Origin of the sequence: Streptomyces sp. NPDC021562 (genome assembly GCF_040640875.1) — a bacterium.
Classification (GTDB): domain Bacteria; phylum Actinomycetota; class Actinomycetes; order Streptomycetales; family Streptomycetaceae; genus Streptomyces.
The window spans coordinates 247,962-266,141 of the sequence record NZ_JBFACN010000010.1 but is presented as its reverse complement, the minus strand read 5'-3'; the positions used below and the strand labels follow the sequence as shown (position 1 = coordinate 266,141).

Annotated in this window: 15 protein-coding genes; 7 read left to right on the top strand and 8 right to left on the bottom strand. The window is 71.9% G+C overall.

Annotated elements, in window-relative coordinates; translation table 11 throughout:
• The first annotated feature begins 118 nt into the window (after positions 1-118).
• The gene (locus AB0G52_RS18240; protein ID WP_361337247.1) at positions 119-1,630 is read left to right on the top strand and encodes an alpha-N-arabinofuranosidase; all 1,512 of its coding nucleotides are present in this window, start codon (positions 119-121) and stop codon (positions 1,628-1,630) included.
• A 58-nt stretch (positions 1,631-1,688) separates the two neighbouring features.
• On the opposite strand, the gene AB0G52_RS18235 is transcribed toward AB0G52_RS18240, so the two are convergent.
• Positions 1,689-4,673 carry a beta-galactosidase gene (locus AB0G52_RS18235; protein ID WP_361337246.1) on the bottom strand — a complete coding sequence of 995 codons (2,985 nt, stop codon included), beginning with the start codon at positions 4,671-4,673 and terminating at the stop codon, positions 1,689-1,691.
• Between the two features lie 73 nt (positions 4,674-4,746).
• On the opposite strand from AB0G52_RS18235, the gene AB0G52_RS18230 reads away from it, so the two are divergent.
• Positions 4,747-5,205 carry an Rrf2 family transcriptional regulator gene (locus AB0G52_RS18230; protein ID WP_361337245.1) on the top strand — a complete coding sequence of 153 codons (459 nt, stop codon included), beginning with the start codon at positions 4,747-4,749 and terminating at the stop codon, positions 5,203-5,205.
• A 7-nt stretch (positions 5,206-5,212) separates the two neighbouring features.
• Here AB0G52_RS18230 and AB0G52_RS18225 read toward each other — a convergent pair whose 3' ends face one another.
• Positions 5,213-6,205 (bottom strand): YdcF family protein, encoded by a 993-nt coding sequence (locus AB0G52_RS18225; RefSeq protein ID WP_361337244.1) that lies wholly within the window; start codon positions 6,203-6,205, stop codon positions 5,213-5,215.
• A 242-nt stretch (positions 6,206-6,447) separates the two neighbouring features.
• Between AB0G52_RS18225 and AB0G52_RS18220 the strand changes: the two genes are divergently transcribed.
• Positions 6,448-7,116 (top strand): DUF4360 domain-containing protein, encoded by a 669-nt coding sequence (locus tag AB0G52_RS18220; protein ID WP_361337243.1) that lies wholly within the window; start codon positions 6,448-6,450, stop codon positions 7,114-7,116.
• A 77-nt stretch (positions 7,117-7,193) separates the two neighbouring features.
• Here AB0G52_RS18220 and AB0G52_RS18215 read toward each other — a convergent pair whose 3' ends face one another.
• The 4 genes from AB0G52_RS18215 to AB0G52_RS18200 all read right to left on the bottom strand — a co-directional run bounded on the left by AB0G52_RS18215 (position 7,194) and on the right by AB0G52_RS18200 (position 10,525).
• Positions 7,194-8,180: a helix-turn-helix domain-containing protein gene (locus tag AB0G52_RS18215; RefSeq protein WP_361337242.1), complete on the bottom strand. Its 987-nt coding sequence runs from the start codon at positions 8,178-8,180 to the stop codon at positions 7,194-7,196.
• A gap of 63 nt (positions 8,181-8,243) precedes the next feature.
• Entirely contained in the window at positions 8,244-8,768 is a 525-nt protein-coding gene (locus AB0G52_RS18210) for a hypothetical protein (RefSeq protein WP_361337241.1), read from the bottom strand.
• Positions 8,769-9,515: 747 nt separating this feature from the next.
• Positions 9,516-9,698, bottom strand: coding sequence for a DUF397 domain-containing protein (locus AB0G52_RS18205; protein WP_361337240.1), 183 nt, complete (start codon positions 9,696-9,698; stop codon positions 9,516-9,518).
• Positions 9,695-10,525: a helix-turn-helix transcriptional regulator gene (locus AB0G52_RS18200; RefSeq protein WP_361337274.1), complete on the bottom strand. Its 831-nt coding sequence runs from the start codon at positions 10,523-10,525 to the stop codon at positions 9,695-9,697. Before AB0G52_RS18200 ends, AB0G52_RS18205 begins: the two co-directional genes overlap by 4 nt.
• Positions 10,526-10,655: 130 nt before the next feature.
• Between AB0G52_RS18200 and AB0G52_RS18195 the strand changes: the two genes are divergently transcribed.
• From AB0G52_RS18195 to AB0G52_RS18180, 4 genes are all read left to right on the top strand, one after another.
• On the top strand, positions 10,656-11,156 hold the full coding sequence (locus AB0G52_RS18195) for an ATP-binding protein (protein WP_361337239.1): 501 nt from the start codon (positions 10,656-10,658) through the stop codon (positions 11,154-11,156).
• A 23-nt stretch (positions 11,157-11,179) separates the two neighbouring features.
• The gene (locus AB0G52_RS18190; RefSeq protein WP_361337238.1) at positions 11,180-11,839 is read left to right on the top strand and encodes a hypothetical protein; all 660 of its coding nucleotides are present in this window, start codon (positions 11,180-11,182) and stop codon (positions 11,837-11,839) included.
• Between the two features lie 290 nt (positions 11,840-12,129).
• Entirely contained in the window at positions 12,130-13,299 is a 1,170-nt protein-coding gene (locus AB0G52_RS18185; RefSeq protein WP_361337237.1) for a 4-hydroxybenzoate 3-monooxygenase, read from the top strand.
• A 56-nt stretch (positions 13,300-13,355) separates the two neighbouring features.
• Positions 13,356-14,975 (top strand): methyltransferase, encoded by a 1,620-nt coding sequence (locus AB0G52_RS18180; protein ID WP_361337236.1) that lies wholly within the window; start codon positions 13,356-13,358, stop codon positions 14,973-14,975.
• 69 nt (positions 14,976-15,044) lie between these two features.
• Here AB0G52_RS18180 and AB0G52_RS18175 read toward each other — a convergent pair whose 3' ends face one another.
• Together AB0G52_RS18175 and AB0G52_RS18170 are read right to left on the bottom strand one after the other, a co-directional pair.
• Positions 15,045-16,775: a histidinol-phosphate transaminase gene (locus tag AB0G52_RS18175; protein WP_361337235.1), complete on the bottom strand. Its 1,731-nt coding sequence runs from the start codon at positions 16,773-16,775 to the stop codon at positions 15,045-15,047.
• 204 nt (positions 16,776-16,979) lie between these two features.
• On the bottom strand, positions 16,980-18,134 hold the full coding sequence (locus AB0G52_RS18170) for an aldose epimerase family protein (RefSeq protein WP_361337234.1): 1,155 nt from the start codon (positions 18,132-18,134) through the stop codon (positions 16,980-16,982).
• Between the last annotated feature and the right edge of the window lie 46 nt (positions 18,135-18,180).

Here is an 18,180-nt window from a genome sequence, read left to right as displayed (position 1 = left end):
TCGGACCCATTGACGCGCGGGCGCTTCGATCTTACGGTCCGTTCGAGGACACGGGCGCAAGTCGGTATCTCGAACGGGCCGCCCACGACGGAGAACCACCCACCTCGAAAGGCGACCATTGCGCACCGCCCGCTTCACCCTCGACCCCGCCTTCACCGTCGGCGAAGTCAACCCCCGTCTCTTCGGCTCCTTCGTCGAGCACCTGGGCCGCTGTGTGTACACCGGCATCTTCGAGCCGACGCACCCCACGGCCGACGCCGAAGGCATCCGCCGGGACGTGCTCGACCTGGTCCGCGAACTCGGCGTCACCACCCTCCGCTACCCCGGCGGCAACTTCGTCTCCGGCTACAAGTGGGAGGACTCGGTCGGCCCGGCCGAGGACCGGCCCCGTCGCCTCGACCTCGCCTGGCGGTCCACGGAGACCAACCGCTTCGGACTCTCCGAGTACATCGCCTTCCTCAAGAAGGTCGGCCCGCAGGCCGAGCCCATGATGGCGATCAACCTCGGCACCCGGGGCGTGGCGGAGGCCCTGGAACTCCAGGAGTACGCCAACCACCCCGCCGGCACCGCCCTCTCCGACCTGCGCGCCGCCCACGGCGACAAGGACCCGTTCGGCATCAAGCTCTGGTGTCTGGGCAACGAGATGGACGGCCCCTGGCAGACCGGCCACAAGACGGCCCAGGAGTACGGCCGCCTCGCCGCCGAGACCGCCCGCGCCATGCGCCAGCTGGACCCGTCCGTGGAACTGGTCGCCTGCGGGTCCTCCAGCCAGTCCATGCCGACCTTCGCCGAGTGGGAGGCGACGGTCCTCGCGGAGACCTACGACCTGGTCGACCACATCTCCCTGCACGCCTACTACGAGCCCCAGGACGGCGATCTCGACTCCTTCCTGGCCTCCGCCGTGGACATGGAGTCCTTCATCGAGAACGTGGTCGCCACCTGCGACCACGTGGGCGCCAGGCTCAAGTCCCAGAAGAAGATCAACCTCTCCTTCGACGAGTGGAACGTCTGGTACACGTCGAGGTGGCACGAGATCGAGAACTCCGCCGCGCGGGACTGGGCCGAGGCCCCCCGCCTGCTGGAGGACAACTACAGCGTCATGGACGCGGTGGTCTTCGGCTCCCTCCTCATCGCCCTGCTCCGGCACGCCGACCGGGTCACGGTCGCCTGCCTGGCCCAGCTGGTCAACGTGATCGCCCCGATCATGACGGAACCGGGCGGCCCGGCCTGGCGCCAGACGACGTTCTTCCCGTTCGCCCAGGCGTCGCGCCACGGCCGGGGCCAGGTCCTGGACGTGCGCGTGGACTCGCCGACGTACGAGACGAAGAAGTACGGCGAGACGGACCTGCTGCACGCGACGGCGGTTCGCGCGGACGACGGCACGGTCACCGTCTTCGCCGTCAACCGCAGCCGCACGGAGGCACTGCCCCTCGAAGTCGCCCTGGGCGGCCTCGGCCTGACGTCCGTGGCGGAGCACAGCGTCCTGGCGGACCCGGACCCCGACGCCCGCAACACGTTGGAGAACCCGGACCGCGTGACCCCGTACCCGGCCGAGGGCACCTCGCTGACCGACGGCACCCTGAAGGCCACCCTGGAGCCGATGTCCTGGAACACAATCCGACTGACGTAAGGCACAGCGCCCCGTAAGGGGCGCGGGGAACTGCGCGAGCACCCCCCACAACCCGCAGTCAACGGCCGGGGGACTCCACCCCCGCAACCCGCACCCCTCCGGCCGCACTCCCCAGCAACTCCAGCCGCACCACCCCGGGCCCGACCTCGCTCGTCCCGTCCGCCAGCACGGCCAACGCCAACGTGTTCGAACCCCGGGTCCGCAGGATCCCGTTCGGCAGCACGAACGTGTGCTGCGGCCCCACGTCGTTGACGTACTGCCCGAGATTCCACCCGTTCAGGAAGATCTGCACCCGGTAGGCCCGCGCGGGATCGTCCTCCAGCACCAGCCCCACCGACGCGTCCACCCCGTCCGGCACCGCCAGCCGGAACTCCGTCCGGTACCAGCTGACCCCCATCCCCTTGTCGGCGCGCGGCAGCGAGACCTCTTCCCACGGCGCGTCCGCGAACCCGGGCAGGTGCCACCCCTCCCGCTCCCCGTACAGCCCGCCGTTGTTCTGCGGCCCCCGTACGGGGTCGGCGGCACCGGCCCCCTGGATCCGCCAGCGCACCTTCGGAGCAGCCCCCTCGAAGGTCACCGCGGTCAGCCCGCGGGCCGCCTTCTGGGCGTCGTCGGACCGGCCGTCCATGTCGTGCTGCATCCGCCGCACCAGCACGGACAGCACATGACGCCGTTTCTTCAGCGCCTTCTTGGACAGCCCGGCCACGGGGAACGTCGCGGTGGCCGTCCAGCTGCCCTGCCGGACGGTCTTCGCGTCCGGCACCGGCATCCGGTGCGAGCCCAGCGGCTTCCCGTCCAGCCAGGCCATGAGCATGCCCTGGGTGCCGGTGCTGTAGGCGAGCGAGACGGACTCCAGGCCGCTCAGCGAGGCGTCCTCGATCAGGCCCCGGTACCAGACGTCCCCGTAGTGGAAGCCGTAGTCGTCCGCGAAGAGCACCGGCTGACCGTCCGGCACGGGCGTGGTGCTGAACGACGTCTTCCGGTCGGCGACCGTCCACTTCGAGTCGTCGAAGTCCGCCGTCGACTCGGGGTTCTCGGCCTTGCGGCGCCAGCCGCCGAGCACGGGCAGCGCCGGCTTCGGCGCGCCCGCCAGCAGCGACGTGGCGACCAGGCTCCCCGAGAGTCCCACCCGGGTCGGCACCGGATGCCCGTTCCAGGTGACGGCGGTGATCCCGCGCGGTGCCCAGACCTCCAGGCCGGTCGGGCCGACCGTGTCCCCGGTGAGCCGCACGGTGTCCCCGTCCAGCGTCACGTGGCGCACCAGCGCCGGGCCGTAGACCAGCACGGTCCCGGACGGCGTGTCGTACGGGAACAGCCGTACCGAGGTCGCGTCGTCGGCGAAGAGCAGCAGCAGCGGGGTGTCGCTCTCGCCGCCCTGGACCAGGACCCGGGTGAGGCCGCCCTTGCCGAGCGGGGCGGTGACGTGCAGGACGTCCTGGTTGTAGACCCAGGCGGCCTCCGGGTCGAGGCGCTGGACGAACGGCTCGGACGGGCAGTCCAGGACCAGGTGGGCCATCTCCCCGTAGCGGCCGGTGAACAGGGCGACGTCCTGGCGGCCCGCGGTGAGGACGAACATCGGCTGGGCGGTGCAGTAGCGCAGCTTCCGCTTGCCGAGGGCGAGTCCGGCGGTGAGCAGCCGGGCGTCGTGGGCCGGGACGGTGACTTCGACGTCGTCGCCCGCGTGGGTCCGCAGCGTGGACGTGACCTCGCCGGCGCCGTCGTTGCGCAGCACGTACACGTGCGCCCGGGTGTCGGGGTTGGTGAGGTGGTACGCCTTGAGCCCGGCCGCGTGGACGTCCGCCGCGCGCTCCAGTTTCGCGAAGTCCGGGACGCGTTGCAGGAGGTGGCCGAGCTGGTGCATCGGCGCGATCTTCGTCGTCACGTTGCGGGCCTCGTCGATGGCCGCGCCGTAGTCGTACGACGTGTAGACGACCGGGGCGGGCAGCCAGCCCCAGGTGGTGCCGCCGAAGGTCATGTAGACGTTCTGGAGGGTGATGCCGTTGGCGAGGTGGGTGAGGTGGAAACGCCGTTCGTAGGCGGCGTCCCGGGTCGCCCGGGAGCCGGCGTAGCCCTTCCCGTCGAACTCGGCCCCGCCCCAGGGGTCGAACCAGCCGCCGCCGAACTCGGGCATGAACCCGGGCGTACGGGGGCTGGCGGTCGCGCCGCCCTTGAGGCCGCCGATCCCGTAGTCCCCCCAGTCGGGCGGGGTGTGGGAGGGGTCGGGGTAGCCGTCGAAGCCGTACAGCCACTTGGCGCGCCCGCGGCCGGTGTCGAAGGAGCCGGGGATCCAGTAGCCGTTGCGGCCCTTGTCGTTGTGGAAGAGGGGGACGTCGATGCCGTCGGCCCGCACCTTCTCGTACAGGTGGGACATGTAGGCGGGGCCGGCCGGGTCGGTGACGTGTCCGTCGTACTCGTTCTCGATCTGGTACAGCAGGACGGTCCCGCCGCCGTCCGTGAGCTGGTGGCGGCGCACGATGCGGTTGACGGCCGTCAGCCAGCCGTCGACGTGCCCGAGGTAGGTGGGGTCGGTGGTGCGGGCGGTGCCCTCGGTGGCGGTCAGCCAGCCGGGGAAGCCGCCCGCGTCGACCTCGGCGTTGATGTAGGGGCCCGGGCGCACGATCACGTACAGCCCGGTCTCGGCGGCCGTGCGCAGGAACAGGTCGAGGTCGCGCACCCCGGTGAAGTCGTATCTGCCGGGCGCGGGGGAGTGGTAGTTCCAGGCCACGTAGATGCTGACCGTGTTGTAGCCGTGCCCCCGCATCTTCTCCAGCACGTCCCGCCACAGGGACGGGCTCGGCAGCCGGAACGGGTGCATCTCGCCGGACCACACCACGAGCCGTCTGCCGTCGACGACGAGGGAGTGGTGGTCGTAGCCGATGGTGTGCCGCTGTCCGTCGGCGCGCGGCGCGGCCGGCGGCGGGCCGGTGGGCACGCTGCGGGCCGCGTACGCCGCGGGCGCCCCGGGGCCGCCGCTGCCGCCCAGGGCGAAGCCGAGCGCGGCCGAGCCGGCGAGTGCACTGAAGGTACGTCTGCTGAGCGCCAAGGGATCCTCCCGGGCGATCTTACGGGGCGCGGGTCCGGTCATTCTGCACGGGAGCACGCCTCACAATGGACGCATGAGGATCTCGGCGCGGGCGGATTACGCGGTACGGGCGGTACTGGAGCTCGCCGTACGGCAGGGGAACGGTCCCGTGACGGCGGAGGAGATCGCCGGTGCGCAGGGCATCCCGCACAAGTTCCTGGAGGGCATCCTCGGCGACCTGCGGCGGGCCGGGGTGGTCGACAGCCGGCGCGGTGGGGGCGGCGGCTACCGGCTGGCCCGGGAGGCGTCCGCGATCACCGTGGCGGACCTGATCCGCGCGGTCGACGGCCCGATCGTCTCGGTCCGCGGGGAGCGTCCGACGGGCCTCGCGTACACGGGGATCGCCGAGCCGTTGCTGCCCCTGTGGATCGCGCTGCGCGCCAACGTCCGCAAGATCCTCGAAGGCGTCACGGTGGCGGACATCGCCGCGGACGCGCTGCCGGAGCCGGTACGGGCGCTGGCGGCGGAACCGGCGGCGTGGGAGAACCCGTGACCGCCGCTCACCGCAAGGCGACCAGTCCCAGCAGGCCGAGGGCCAGGCAGATGCCCAGGTTGGTCTTCGCGTAGTGCAGGAAGACCGCGACGAACTCGCGGATCGTCGCGCCGGGCCAGAAGTACCGGGCGGTGGGGGCGCCGACGACCTGGCCCCGGACGCCGGTCCGGCGGGCGGTGAGCGCGGCCCGGAACACGTGGAAGTTGTTGGTGACCACGAGGCACCGGTACTCCGGCTTCACCTCCTGCATGATCCTCTTGCTGAAGAGCAGGTTCTCCTCGGTGCTGCGGGAGCGGTCCTCGCGCAGGATCCGGTCCTCGGGGATCCCGGCCGCGACCAGGTGCGCGGCCATCGCGTCGGCCTCGGGCAGCTCCTCGTCGCCGCCCTGTCCGCCGGAGGTGACCAGGAGCGGCGGGTTGCCGCGGGCGGCCTGTGCCTCGTACAGCCGGCGGGCCCGGTCCAGCCGGTTCGCCAGCAGCCGCCCCACCCGGGAGCCGCCGACGAGTCCGCAGCCGAGGACGACGACGAAGTCCACGTCGCGCCGCATCGGCAGCCGGCCGTAGAGGAGTGCGTAGCCCAGGAAGCAGAGGAAGAGGAAGGAGACGTAGCCGACCGGGGGTGTCGCGAAGGCCGCGACGCGGACCAGGGCGGGGGAGCGGCCGACGGCGGCCGTGCCGAGCAGGGTGAGGAAGCCGAGGACGGCGAGCCCGGTGAGCAGCGTGAGCAGGTTGCCGGGGCGGCTGCCCTCCCTGCGGACCATTTTCACGCCGTTCGCCATCAGCAGGAACGCGAGGGCGAGGGCGCTCAGCACGAGCAGCGCGCAGGCGGCCAGGGCCGTCGTCCGCAGTGACACCGGTGGCCGTTCGGGCCGTACGAACGCGGAGACCGACGCGAGGACGACGGTGATCCCGAGGAGGACGGCGTTGCTGAAGCGGCGCGGGTCCAGCACCACGCGGACGCAGAAGACCAGGAAGACCAGTGCTGCGGCGTACGTGAACATCGGGCTCCTGTCGGGTGCTCCGCCGCGGAGGCCGCTCCTCCCCGGCTCCCCCTCGTCTGTCCCGGGCGGGGGCTGTGAAATCCGCCGTTGTGAATGGCCGGAGTTCGACCTGACCGGTTCATGCCATGGTTCCTACGATGCGAGCGCCCCGGTCTTCACAGAAAACGCACAGTTTCTTCAAAGTTGAACCGTCGGGACCGCGGGTGCAACCCCCCACTCGAATCACCCGAACTGGAGAAACCATGGCACCCAGGAGACACCGCCTCCTGCTCGGCGGAGCGCTCGCCGCGCTGCTCACCGCCGGGTTGCCCGCGCAGGCCAAGGCCGCGTCGTCGCCCGTGTTCGACGACCCGCCGCCGGACAAGATCGTCATCAACGTGGCCACCGTCAACGGCTCCGGCTGTCCGGCGGGGACCACCGCCGTCGCCGTCTCCGAGGACAACGAGGCCTTCACCGTCACCTACAGCGCCTACCTCGCCCAGGCGGGCGGCACCTCCGACCCCACCGCCTTCCGGCGCAACTGCCAGCTCAACCTGGTGGTGCACGTGCCGGGCGGCTTCACCTACGCCATCGCCAGCGCCGACTACCGCGGTTTCGCCTCCCTCCAGCAGGGCGCCACCGGCACCCAGCGCGCCTCGTACTACTTCCAGGGCTCCTCGAACACGGCCGCCGCCAGCCACCCCTTCAGCGGCCCCTACAACGACAACTGGCAGGCCACCGACACCACCGACTGGGCGCAGCTGGTCTGGGCGCCCTGCGGGGTCCAGCGCAACTTCAACATCAACACCGAGCTGCGGGTGAACGCCGGCAGCGCCAACCCCGGCAAGGTCAGCTTCATGACCATGGACTCCACGGACGGCGACATCAGCACCGTCTACCACCTGGCCTGGAAGCACTGCCCCGCCACATAGCCCACCGGATCGGCCCCCGTCTCGCCCCGGCGCGACGCGTCCCGGTGACGGGACCCCGCGCCGGGGCGGGATCCTGCTCAGGCCCTGCTCACCGCCGTGGCCCGGAACGTGTTCCGGTAGGCCTGCGGGGAGACGCCGATCGCCGCGTGCAGGTGCTGCCGCAGTGACGTGCCCGTGGCGAAACCGACCTCGGCCGCGATGCGGTCGACCGACAGCTCGCTGGTCTCCAGGAGGTCGCGGGCGCGCCGTACCCGCTGCTGGATCAGCCAGCGCCCGGGGCTCGTCCCCGTCTCCTCCTGGAACCGGCGGGCGAAGGTGCGCCGGCTCATCCGGGCGTGATCGGCCAGCTCCTTCAGCGTGAGCGGCTGTTCCAGGTTCTCCAGGGCCCACGCCCGGGTGGCCGCCGTCCCCGTGGTCCCCTCGTCCGGCACCGGCGCTTCGATGTACTGCGCCTGGCCGCCGTCCCGCCACGGCGGTACGACGCACTGCCGGGCCACGCTGTTGGCGACCGCGCTGCCGTGGTCGGAGCGCACGATGTGCAGGCACACGTCGACGCCGGAGGCCGCCCCGGCCGAGGTGAGGACGTCCCCGTCGTCGATGAACAGCACGTCGGGATCGAGGGCGACCTGCGGGAACATCCGCCGGAACCGGGGCGCCAGCGCCCAGTGCGTGGTCGCCGGGCGCCCGTCGAGCATCCCGGCCGCCGCGAGCGCGAACGCGCCCGTGCAGATGGAGACGATCCGGGTCCCGGGCCGGATCCGCGCCAGCGCGGCGGCGACGGGCTCCGGCAGCTCCTGCGAGATCCGCGCCATGTCGTACGGCGGCACGACCACGGTGTCCGCGTGCTCCAGCGCCTCCGGCCCGTGCTCGACGGTGACCGAGAAGTCCGCGCTGGTCGCCACCGTACGGTCCTGCGTCGCCGCGCACGTCACCACGTCGTAGGCGCCCGGAACACCGGGGAATACCCGGTTCGGGATCCCCAGCTCGAACGGGTAGACCCCGTCGAGCGCGAGCACGACGACGCGGTGCGGGCGGCCGGGCAGGAAGTCGATGTCGGCGGACATGGCACGATTCTATCGCTCGTGACATATCCGGCCATCGGCCGAGGGGGACTGGAAGCGGTTCGGCTAGCCGTTGAGGGGCTTGCCGAGGCGGATCCGGGTGTCGCAGCGGAGGTCCTGGTGGTACGTCATGGAACCTTGCCGATACGCGTAGCGGCAGTCGGTCAGGTCGCCGCGCACGGTGCCGGTCACTTTGACCCGGGCCTCGTAGTAGAGGTCCGACGTGCCGTGCGCCTTGACCGGGATCGAACCGCCCTTGTGGGCGCCGTCGGGGGCGACGTCCTCCGGGCCGCCGACGAGCATCGGTCCCAGGGGGTGGCCGCTGACGGCGATGTTGATCCGGTACCCCATGATGCGCAGCCCGGCCGGCACGTGGGCGATCTTCCCGCTCAGGACGGTGAGCGGCTTCCCCGACGTGTCGGACATCTGCGGCAGGCTCACCCAGTACTCGTCGCCGACCTTGGCGTGGTCGTACCCGGAGATGCCGTAGGTCTGCAGGCTGCCCCCCAGGGCCGCCCCTCCGCCGTCGGAGCACGAGGTGAGGGCGGCGGCGCTGAGCGCCAGGAACACGGCGAAAAGACGTCTGGACATGGCTGGATCTCCCCCGGTGCACTCGCAGTGCCGAGATCAAATCACGCCGTTCGCTTCCTGTGTAGGTCGTATGGACGAAGAGTGTCCGCGCCCGTGGGAGGAGAACCGTGGGGCCGCCCGCTTCTTCGGCCAGTGTCGTGCGTCCGCGCACCGAGCAAAGGGCGCTGCGCGTCGCCTTCGGCGATGGGCCTGCGGCCCACCCTTGACTAGGTGCGCTCCCGCACGGGAGAGAAGCGTGCGGGCGGCCGGAGGGGAACGGGGGGCCGACCGGGGTGTTCCCAGCCGTCGCCAGATCCGCGCCGGAAGTGGGGGCGCGACAGCGCCTCGCAGGCACGCCGGGCCGGCCAAGCGACGAACGGCCGGTGGGGGGCGCGGGGGGCCGCTCTGGCCGCCTGCGGGCACCCGGCCCCTGCCGTTCCGGCCTGCTTGGCCGATACGGAGCCGATGGCTCGCGCTCTTGCTCCGGCCCCGGCCTTCGGTCACTCGCCACCCGCCGTTCGCCGCTTGACCGGCCCGGCGTGCCGTCGAGGTGCGATCGCGTTCCTTCACGCCGGGCGCGAACGCAGCCGACCGTGGGACCTGTCTGCCTGAGCCGGCCACTTTCCCGGGCTGCCCGCTCGCTTCTCCCTCGTGATGGAGCGAGCCGTGTCAAGGGTGGGCCGCAGGCCCATCGCCGAAGGCGACGCGCAGCGCCCTTTACGCGGGTCGCGGAGGCACGACCATGCAAGAGAAGCGGGCGGCCCCCGGTCACTTTCCGGCGAACGTGAGGAAGTTGGCCCAGGCGGCGGGGGAGAGGGCGAGCTGGGGGCCCTGGCGGTTCTTGGAGTCGCGGATGTGGACGGTGGGGGGACTGACGGCGACTTCTACGCAGTCGCCCTCGCTGCCGCTGCTGTAGCTGCTCTTGAACCAGGTCGGTACGGACGTGCTCATAGCGCTCCTCGCATCTGCTCCAACAGGGCCCTGGAGTCCCGGAGGTTGAGGGCCTGCGCGCGCAGTTTTCCATATCGCTGGTGGAGGACGCTGATCTCCTTCGGATCGGCGATGAGGCGGCCGTTCTTTTGCCCTTCCGAATAAGCGAACCATTGATTCTCGGGGGTCTCAAGCAGCTGCAACGGGCCATCCAGGCCGGCGTGCGTGGGCTGCCGCAGCGGCATGACCTGGATCTCCACGTTCCGGTGGTGGTCGATCGCCTCCAGCAGGTGGTCGAGCAGCTCTCGCGTCACTTCGTCGCCGCCCGTTCGTCGCTCCAGTAGGGCCTGCTCGATGATGAAACTGAACGCACACGGCCGCTCCCGCCGGGTGGACAGCAGATCCTGTCGGGCCACGCGCGCGAACACCCGATCGTCCAGTTCCTGGTCGTTGGGGATCGGCGGCACGCTCAGGAAGACCGCCCGCGTGTAGGCCTCTGTTTGCAACAGGCCTGGCACGACCCGGCATTCGTACGTGTACAGCGTGATCGCCGACGCCTCCATCCGCGCCCACTGGCGAAACCAGGCCGCCAACCCCGGTTGCCGGGCCACGTGTCCCGCCGCCCGGCGTAGCGCCCCCGTGTTGCCCAGGGCCCCCTCCGCCGCCTCCACGAACGACTCGTCCGGCATGCGGCGGCCCAACTCCACCGACGCGACCGTGTGTTTCGAGAACCGCACCCGCTCGCCGAACTCCTCCCTGCTCAGCCCGGCGTGCTCCCGCAACGCCTGGACCACCGCCCCGAAAGTCCGCAGACTGTCGGAAGACTCCGGCTCCACTCCCTCGCCCATGCAGGCCACCTCCCGAGCGTCATGGTCACAGTTAGTGACCAGTACGGTCCAGTCGGTCACCGCGTACGCCCGCCCGGCGTACGCGGCCGTCACCTGGAGAACCGCCCGTCACAGGCGGCAGATTGGGTGCATGGAAGCTCCTCCCACCACGGTCACCGTGAGTCGAACTTTCTCCCAGCGGCTCAGTGCCACCCCGCGTGGCGCCCGCCTGGCCCGTCATCTCGCCGTCGCCCAACTGCACGCGTGGGGAGGGGTGTTCGCGTCGGCTGAGGTCGTCGACAAGGTGTCGGTGATCGTCGCGGAGCTGGCGGCGAACGCCGTGACGCACGGCCGCGTGCCCGGCCGGGACTTCGAGTTGCGGGTCACGTTGGTGACCGGGAGCGTGCGCGTCGAGGTGACCGACACGCGAGCTGAACGACCGCCCGCGCCCGGGGCCGTACCGCCGCCTGGGCCGCTGGACGACGGCGGGCGCGGGCTCCTGCTGGTGGACGCGCTGGCCGACCGTTGGGAGGTGCTGGACCGCGACCGCGCCGACGCGCCCGGCAAGACCGTACGGGCCGAGGTCGACCTGCCCCTGCGACGCCGCCGGCCGGCTTCATCCGGTGACGCTCTGGGCAAGACCGTGTCATGAAAGAGGCCGAGGAGACGACCCGCTTGCGGACGTGGACCGTGCGGGCGCTGTGGACCGTACTGGCGGTGCCCGCGAGCGCCCTGGTGACCGCCGGCTCCTTCGGCATCGCGTACGGAGTGGCCCGTGCGCCCGGCTGGTGGGCGTCGCAGCTCGTCTTCGTCGGTGCCGTCCTCGCGGTCGGCTGTCTGATCGGTCTGGTCTTCCTCCTCCTCGACAGGTACCGGGAGTTCGGGAAGCTGGATGTGGTGGCCGCGGTGTGCGTCGCGCTGACGACGGCCGCGTTCGTCTACGCGCTGGAGCAGCAGGCGCTGCACGACCGGGGGCGGGTCGAGCGGGCGGTCGTGACGTCCGTGTTCCACGCCGACGGCGCGGGAGGCCTGAGCGACGGGGGGCAGGTGGCCCGGCTGGCCGATCTCTCGGGTCACCGGCTGCCCGGCACGGTGGGCGCCGCGCACCTCGCCGTGGGCGACCGGCTCACCGTGACCGTCGACCCGGAGGGCAAGTTCCCGGTGCGGCGGGGTCCCCGGCCCGGGACCCCCACCTTCTGGTGGCAGATCTCCGCCGTGCCGGCCGCCTGCCAGGCCTTGCTCTCCGCGGCGATCGGGTTCTCCACGGCCAGGCAGAACGAGTGGTACTGGCGGTTTCGGCGGCGCGGGGTCGCGGCCCCGAAAACCGCGGTATGATCGTTTCAGAGCTGGTCGCCGCAACTCGCGGTGGCTGGTGCTGCGTTGGTGGTCCAAGGAAAGACGCCCCGCTTCCTGCGGGGAAATGCAGGTGCAAGGCCTGCCCGGCGCTCCATCCGGTGCCCGTTCGCCTTCCCGGCGGACGGGCACCGCGCTGTTTCCCGGGCCGTCGGCGGCTTCTCCCGCCCCCGCAACCCTTTAGAGGTAATTAGTCCGCTTGCTCCGCTTGTGCGGGTGATTGGGCTGATAAGAAACCGTCTGTACAAGGGAACTCCAGGGGCGGGCGGGGAATGGCAACAGCACAGGCCGGGGTAGTGATCGTCGGCGCCGGCCCGGCCGGACTCGTCCTGGGGAACCTGCTGCTGGACCGGGGCATCGACTGCGTGCTCCTGGAGCGGCGCGACCGTGCCGCCGTGGACGGCCGGGCCCGCGCCGGGTTCCTCGCGGCCCGCTCCGTGCGCGTCCTCACGGAGAACGGCCTGGCGGCAGGACTGCTCACCCGCGGCAGGACCCACACCACCTGCCAGTTCCGCGGCGACCGAGGTGAATTCACCCTCGACTACGCCACGTTGGGCCGCGGCGAGGTGCACACCGTCTACCCCCAGCAGGAGCTGGTGCGCGACCTGGTCGCCGAGTACCTGCGGCGCGGCGGCGACCTCCGGTTCGGCGTCGAGGCGACGCACGTCACCGGGGGCCGGGTCCGGCTGCGCGACGGCACGGAGGTCACCGGCCGGTACGTCGCGGGCTGCGACGGGCACCGGGGGATCGGCCGCGCCACCCTGACCGCGCACGGCACCCGCACCGCCCGCTGGGACCACGGCGTCTCCTGGCTCGCCGTGCTGGCCGCGGCCCCGCCCAGCATGCCGGCCACCGGATACGCCCTGCACCCGCGCGGCTTCGCCGGTCACATGGCGCGCACCGCGTCCGTCACCCGGTACTACCTCCAGTGTCCGCGCGGCACCGACCCCGCCAACTGGAGCGAGGACCGGATCTGGACCGAGCTGGCCACCCGGATGCGCACGGCCGAGTTCGGGCCGCTGCGCACGGGAGCCGTCCTGGAGCAGGCGGTCGTCGACCTGCGCTCGGACGTGCTGGAGGCGCCGGGCGCCGGGCCGCTGTGGCTGGCCGGGGACGCGGCCGGACTCATCAGCCCGTCGGCGGCCAAGGGCGCCAACCTGGCGGTCCTCCAGGCCGAGTTGCTGGCCCGTGCCTTCGAGGCCGCGCTGCTGCGCGGCGACGGCAGCGGCCTCGCCCGGTACGCCGCCGACTGCCTGCCCCGGGTCTGGCGCGCCCATGAGTTCTCGCACTGGATGAGCGGCCTGCTGCACGGCCCCGTCGGTGCGGACGGCGACGGCGACGAGGCCCGCTACGGACGCCAGTTGCAGTACGCCCGCCTGGAGAGCCTGCGCACCTCCCGCGCCCACCAGGACTTCTTCGCCGAGAACTACACCGGCATCTGACCCCCGGGGCGTCTCGGCCCCGGTTCTCCCTGCCCCACGATCACCGGGAATTCTTCATGAACCTCTCCGTCGTACAGGCATGTCTGACGGAAACCGACCTGGACCGGATCCGGCGCGCCGCCGACCACGTCCGCGACCACGACACGGACCAGGTCCTGGCCGACCTGCTGCCTGGCCTGACGGCCGACGAGCGGGCCGACGTCGCCCGCCACCTCGGGTACGACCACACCGCCGTACTGGTCTTCCCCGCCTCCCTCGACGGGCTGCGCGACGAACTGCGCGACGCCGGCCTGGACCCGGGCCCCGTCGTCCCGAGCGTGGTGGTGCGCGGACGGCTGGCCCGCCGCTACGGCGCCGTCCTCGGCGACAGCCCGGTCGGGATCGTGCACGCGCCGGTGGCCGGGCGGACCGTGGAGATCTTCGCGCTGGCCGTGCCGTCCGGCTCCCCGCTGGAGGCGGTCGCCGCCGACGAACGCACCGCAGGCCACGAGTCCCACCACGCCTTCGCCGTGACCGCGCCGGGCCCGGTGATCCCCGCCGGACTGCGCACCCTGCTGACCGAACGCGGCGGCGCCGTCCCGGACGGCGGCGGCTACAACGACCACGAGAACGTCACCGTCCTCTACTTCCGCACCGCCGGCCACCGCCGCTTCGAACTGCGCCTCCCCGGCCGCCAGGAACCCCTCCCCGACCCCTCCCTCGCCCTCCTCGACGTCATGACCGGCGCCTGGGCCACCCAGGCCGTCCGCACCATGGCCGAACTCGGCATCGCCGACCACCTGGCCGCCCGCCCCGGCCTCGACGCCGCCGCCCTCGCGGACCTGACCGGCACCGACCCGGACGCCCTGCGCCGCCTGCTGCGCTACCTGGCCGGCCTCGGCCTGCTCACCGCGGCCGACGCCACCTACCGCCTCACCGCCCTCGGTGAACCCCTGCGCACCGGCACCGAGTTCTCCATGCACCCGCTCGCGCTGCTCTACGGCGGCCCCTTCTACGACTCCTTCGCCGGGCTGCCCTACGCCGTCAGCACCGGGAAGGAAGCTTTCGCCCACCGCCACGGCCGGCACCACTTCCGCCACTTCGCCGCACACCCCGAACTCGCCGACCTCTTCCACCGGGGAATGGCCGCGAGCGCGGAGATGTTCGCCCCGGTACCGCGGCTGGCCGACTTCTCCGCCGCCCGGCGGGTGATCGACGTGGGCGGCGGGAACGGCGCGCTGCTCGGCCGGATCCTGCGCGCCCACGGCCACCTGGAGGGGGTCCTGCTGGAACGCCCGGAGGCGCTGGCGGCGGCGCGCCCGGAGCTGGCGGATCTCGAAGACCGCTGCGCCTTCGCCGAGGGCGACTTCACCGACTCCGTCCCGCCGGACGGTGACGTCTACCTCCTGTCGCGCGTCCTGCACGACTGGGACGACGACCACTGCCTGACCATCCTGCGCAGCTGCGCCCGGGCGATGCGGCCCGGCGCCGAACTCCTCGTCGTGGAACGCCTGCTGCCCAGCAGCACAGCGGCGGCCTGGGACGTCCACATGCTGTGCAACGTCGGGGGCCGGGAACGGGACGAGTCCCATTACCGTCGCCTGTTGGAGGAGGCAGGCTTCCGACAGACGGCATGTCACGCCCTGCCCCTGGGAGCCGCACTGATCCACGCCGTACGGCTGGACACGCCCCTTTAGGGGCGCGGGGAACTGCGCGACCAGCCACGAACCACCCGCACCCGGCCGCGCACAGAACGCCCCCGTCGATCAGCCCGCCTGTCCCATCCCCGCCGCGTTCGGCCAGCTCTGCGCGTTCGGCCACCCCGTCGCCGGCGCCGGCGACAACCCGGGCGCGGGCGGCGGCGCGGTCGCCCCCCGCACCTGCGCCGCGGTCAGCCCGCCACGGGCCGGCACCCCGGGGGGCGTGGGCCCCGTAGGCATGGGCGCGGGAGCGGGCGCAGGCGCGGGGACGGGCGCCGGGGCAGGCATCTGCGGCATCTGCGGCATCTGCATCGGCGGGGCGGGCGCGGGCGCGGGGACGGGCGTCATCATCGGCTGCGGTGCCATCGGCGCCATCGGCGCCTGCATGGGCATCTGCACCTGAGCAGGAGGAGCGGCAGCGGCAGCGGCCGGCACCGGTGCCATCATCGGCTGCGGCGTCCCCGCCCCGCCGGACTGCCCGGCCATCGGCATGCCGAGCCCGGCCGCGGGCGCCGTGGCGAGCACCGGCCCGGGAGCCGGCGTGAGGCTCGGGACCGGCCCGGCCCCCACCGCCTGCGCCAACGGGATCCCCGCCCCGTTCGTCTCACTCACCAGCCGGTCGACGGCCGCCGTACCCGAGCTGTAGCTGGTCCCGGTGCCCAGTTCGGGTACGGCGGCTCCCCTCCTGGTCCCGTACAGCACCTGTTCCATGGCGGACACCAGGCGACGCACGTCCACCTCGGGGCGCACCACGAGACGCAGGAAGCGGCTGGAAGAACCGATCTTGTTGCCGCACTCGCGGACCAGGATCCGGTGCTCGGTGAGCATCCGGTCCCGGACCACGGTGCCCTCGGCGCCGACGGGAAGGCGCACGAAGAGGAAGTTGCCCTGGGAGGGGTAGACGGTCAGGCCGGGCAGCGCGGAGAGCTGGCTCGCCATCTCCAGGCGGTCCTTGCGGACCTGGAGCAGGCTCTGCGCGTACTCGGCACCGTGCTCCTTGAGCATGAAGACGACGTACTCGGCGAACGCGTTCAGGTTCCACTTCGGCAGCATGGCGCGGACCTTGCCGGCCAGCGAGGGGTTGGCGACCATGTAGCCGAAGCGGATGCCGTGCAGGCCGAAGTTCTTGCCGAGGCTGCGCAGCACGATGACGTTCGGCCGCATCATCGCCTCCTGCACGACGCTCGGCTCCTGCTCCGCGTCGGCGAACTCCAGGAACGACTCGTCGACGACGATCAGGTCCAGGTCGGCCATGGCGTCCATGAACTGGACGAGCGCGCGCTTGGGGACGTACCCGCCGTCGGGGTTGTTCGGATTGCAGACGACCGCGACCCTGGTCCCCCGGGTGCGGATGAAGTCGGCGTACTGCGCGAGGTCGAGGGCGAAGCCGTTGGACTCCTGCAGCGGGAACATGTCGACCCGCTTGCCGGTCTCCATGGGCTGGTCGGTCCAGCGGCCGAACGTGGGGACGGGGACGGCGAGGGACTCGCGGACCAGCAGGTGGTCGATCCAGGTGATCAGCTCGGTGGAGCCGTTGCCCATGGCCACGGCCTGCGGCGGGAGCTGGAGGAGGTTGCACAGCTCGGCGGTGATGGTGTCGGCGCTGCTCGGGTAGAAGGTGATGATGTCCTTGAGCCGCGCGGCCATGGTTTCCATCATGGCCGGGGTGGGGAAGTAGGGGTTGCAGGGGACGCAGAAGTCGACCGGGCCGGTCCCGTCGCCCCCCTCGCGCGCCAGCGCCGCCATCGACGGGCTGTGAGCACCGCTGCGGAACAACGAGGTGACGTTGCCGGCCATGGAACCTCCGTATGAGGCGGGCCCGATGGGGACGTCCGGGCCCGTCGTCTTGGGCGGCCCGCGCGGGGGAGCACGGGCCACCCCTGAATACGGGGGCGGTTGAGTCCCTGTTCAACCGGTGTGAAAAAAGGTGTCAGCTCCCGTGACAGGGGCGCGGGGAACTGCGCGGCCGGCCCCTTACCGGCCGCGCAGTCCCCCACAACCTCAGGCGCCGAACGAATGCACCGTCCGCGTCCTGTACACGTGCCCCGGCCGCAACACGGTCGACGGGAAGTTCGCGTGGTTCGGCGAGTCGGGGAAGTGCTGCGTCTCCAGGCAGAGCGCGTCCCCCTGCCGGTAGGTGCGCCCACCCGTCCCCGTCAGCGTCCCGTCCAGGAAGTTCCCGGAGTAGAACTGCAGCCCCGGCTGGTCGGTCGCGATCTTCAGCGTCCGGCCCGACCGCGGGTCCCGCAGCGTCGCGACGTGCTCCGGCTTCGCGGTGACGCCCTTGTCCAGCACCCAGTTGTGGTCGAAGCCCTTGGCCTGCACCTGCTGGACGTGCCCGGCGCGGATGTCCCGGCCGATCGTCTTGGTCTCCCGGAAGTCGAACGGCGTGCCGCGCACGGTGGCCAGCTCGCCCGTGGGGATCAGCCCCGAGTCGGTCGGCGTGTAGCGGCCCGCGGCGATCGTCAGCTCGTGGTCCTCGATGGAGCCGCTGCCCTCGCCCGCGAGGTTCCAGTAGACGTGGCTGGTCAGGTTGACGACCGTGGCCTTGTCGGTGGTGGCCTCGTAGTCGATGATCCACTCGCCGCGCCGGGTGAGGGTGTACGTCACCTTCGTCCTGAGCGTGCCCGGGTAGCCCATCTCGCCGTCGACGCTGGTGTAGTGCAGGACGAGGCCGACGTCCGAGCCCTTCACGAACGGCTCGACGTCCCAGACGTGCTTGTCGAAGCCCTGGGCGCCGCCGTGCAGGCTGTTCGCGCCGTCGTTGACGGACAGCTGGTAGTGCTTGCCGTCGAGGGTGAACTGCCCCTTGCCGATGCGGTTGCCGTAGCGGCCGATGAGGGCGCCGAAGTACGGGGACTTCGCCACGTAGTCGTCGATGGTGTCGAAGCCGTTGACCACGTTGGCGTAGTGGCCCCGGCGGTCCGGCAGTTCCAGGGTCTGGACGACACCGCCCCAGTTGAGGACCTTCAGCCGGGTCCCGCCGTTCTCCAGCGACCAGCGGTAGATCTTCGTACCGTCGGCGAGCTTCCCGAAGGACTCCTTCACCGGCTTCCTGCCTCCCGAGGCGGCCTCGGCGACCCCGCTGCCGAGGGTGGTGGCGGCGATACCCGCCGCCGCGGCTCCTGCGATGACCGTGCGTCTGTTCAGTTCCATGTGCGGCTCCTGGACAAAGGAGGGGCCCCGCCTCTCGGCGGGGCCC

Excerpts from the sequence above, each read along its gene's own strand:
- AB0G52_RS18230 (WP_361337245.1), top strand. The coding sequence starts at position 4,747 with ATGAGGATCTCGGCGCGGGCGGATTACGCGGTACGGGCGGTACTGGAG.
- AB0G52_RS18225 (WP_361337244.1), bottom strand. The coding sequence starts at position 6,205 with ATGTTCACGTACGCCGCAGCACTGGTCTTCCTGGTCTTCTGCGTCCGC.
- AB0G52_RS18220 (WP_361337243.1), top strand. The coding sequence starts at position 6,448 with ATGGCACCCAGGAGACACCGCCTCCTGCTCGGCGGAGCGCTCGCCGCG.
- AB0G52_RS18215 (WP_361337242.1), bottom strand. The coding sequence starts at position 8,180 with ATGTCCGCCGACATCGACTTCCTGCCCGGCCGCCCGCACCGCGTCGTC.
- AB0G52_RS18210 (WP_361337241.1), bottom strand. The coding sequence starts at position 8,768 with ATGTCCAGACGTCTTTTCGCCGTGTTCCTGGCGCTCAGCGCCGCCGCC.
- AB0G52_RS18205 (WP_361337240.1), bottom strand. The coding sequence starts at position 9,698 with ATGAGCACGTCCGTACCGACCTGGTTCAAGAGCAGCTACAGCAGCGGC.
- AB0G52_RS18200 (WP_361337274.1), bottom strand. The coding sequence starts at position 10,525 with ATGGGCGAGGGAGTGGAGCCGGAGTCTTCCGACAGTCTGCGGACTTTC.
- AB0G52_RS18195 (WP_361337239.1), top strand. The coding sequence starts at position 10,656 with ATGGAAGCTCCTCCCACCACGGTCACCGTGAGTCGAACTTTCTCCCAG.
- AB0G52_RS18185 (WP_361337237.1), top strand. The coding sequence starts at position 12,130 with ATGGCAACAGCACAGGCCGGGGTAGTGATCGTCGGCGCCGGCCCGGCC.
- AB0G52_RS18180 (WP_361337236.1), top strand. The coding sequence starts at position 13,356 with ATGAACCTCTCCGTCGTACAGGCATGTCTGACGGAAACCGACCTGGAC.
- AB0G52_RS18175 (WP_361337235.1), bottom strand. The coding sequence starts at position 16,775 with ATGGCCGGCAACGTCACCTCGTTGTTCCGCAGCGGTGCTCACAGCCCG.
- AB0G52_RS18170 (WP_361337234.1), bottom strand. The coding sequence starts at position 18,134 with ATGGAACTGAACAGACGCACGGTCATCGCAGGAGCCGCGGCGGCGGGT.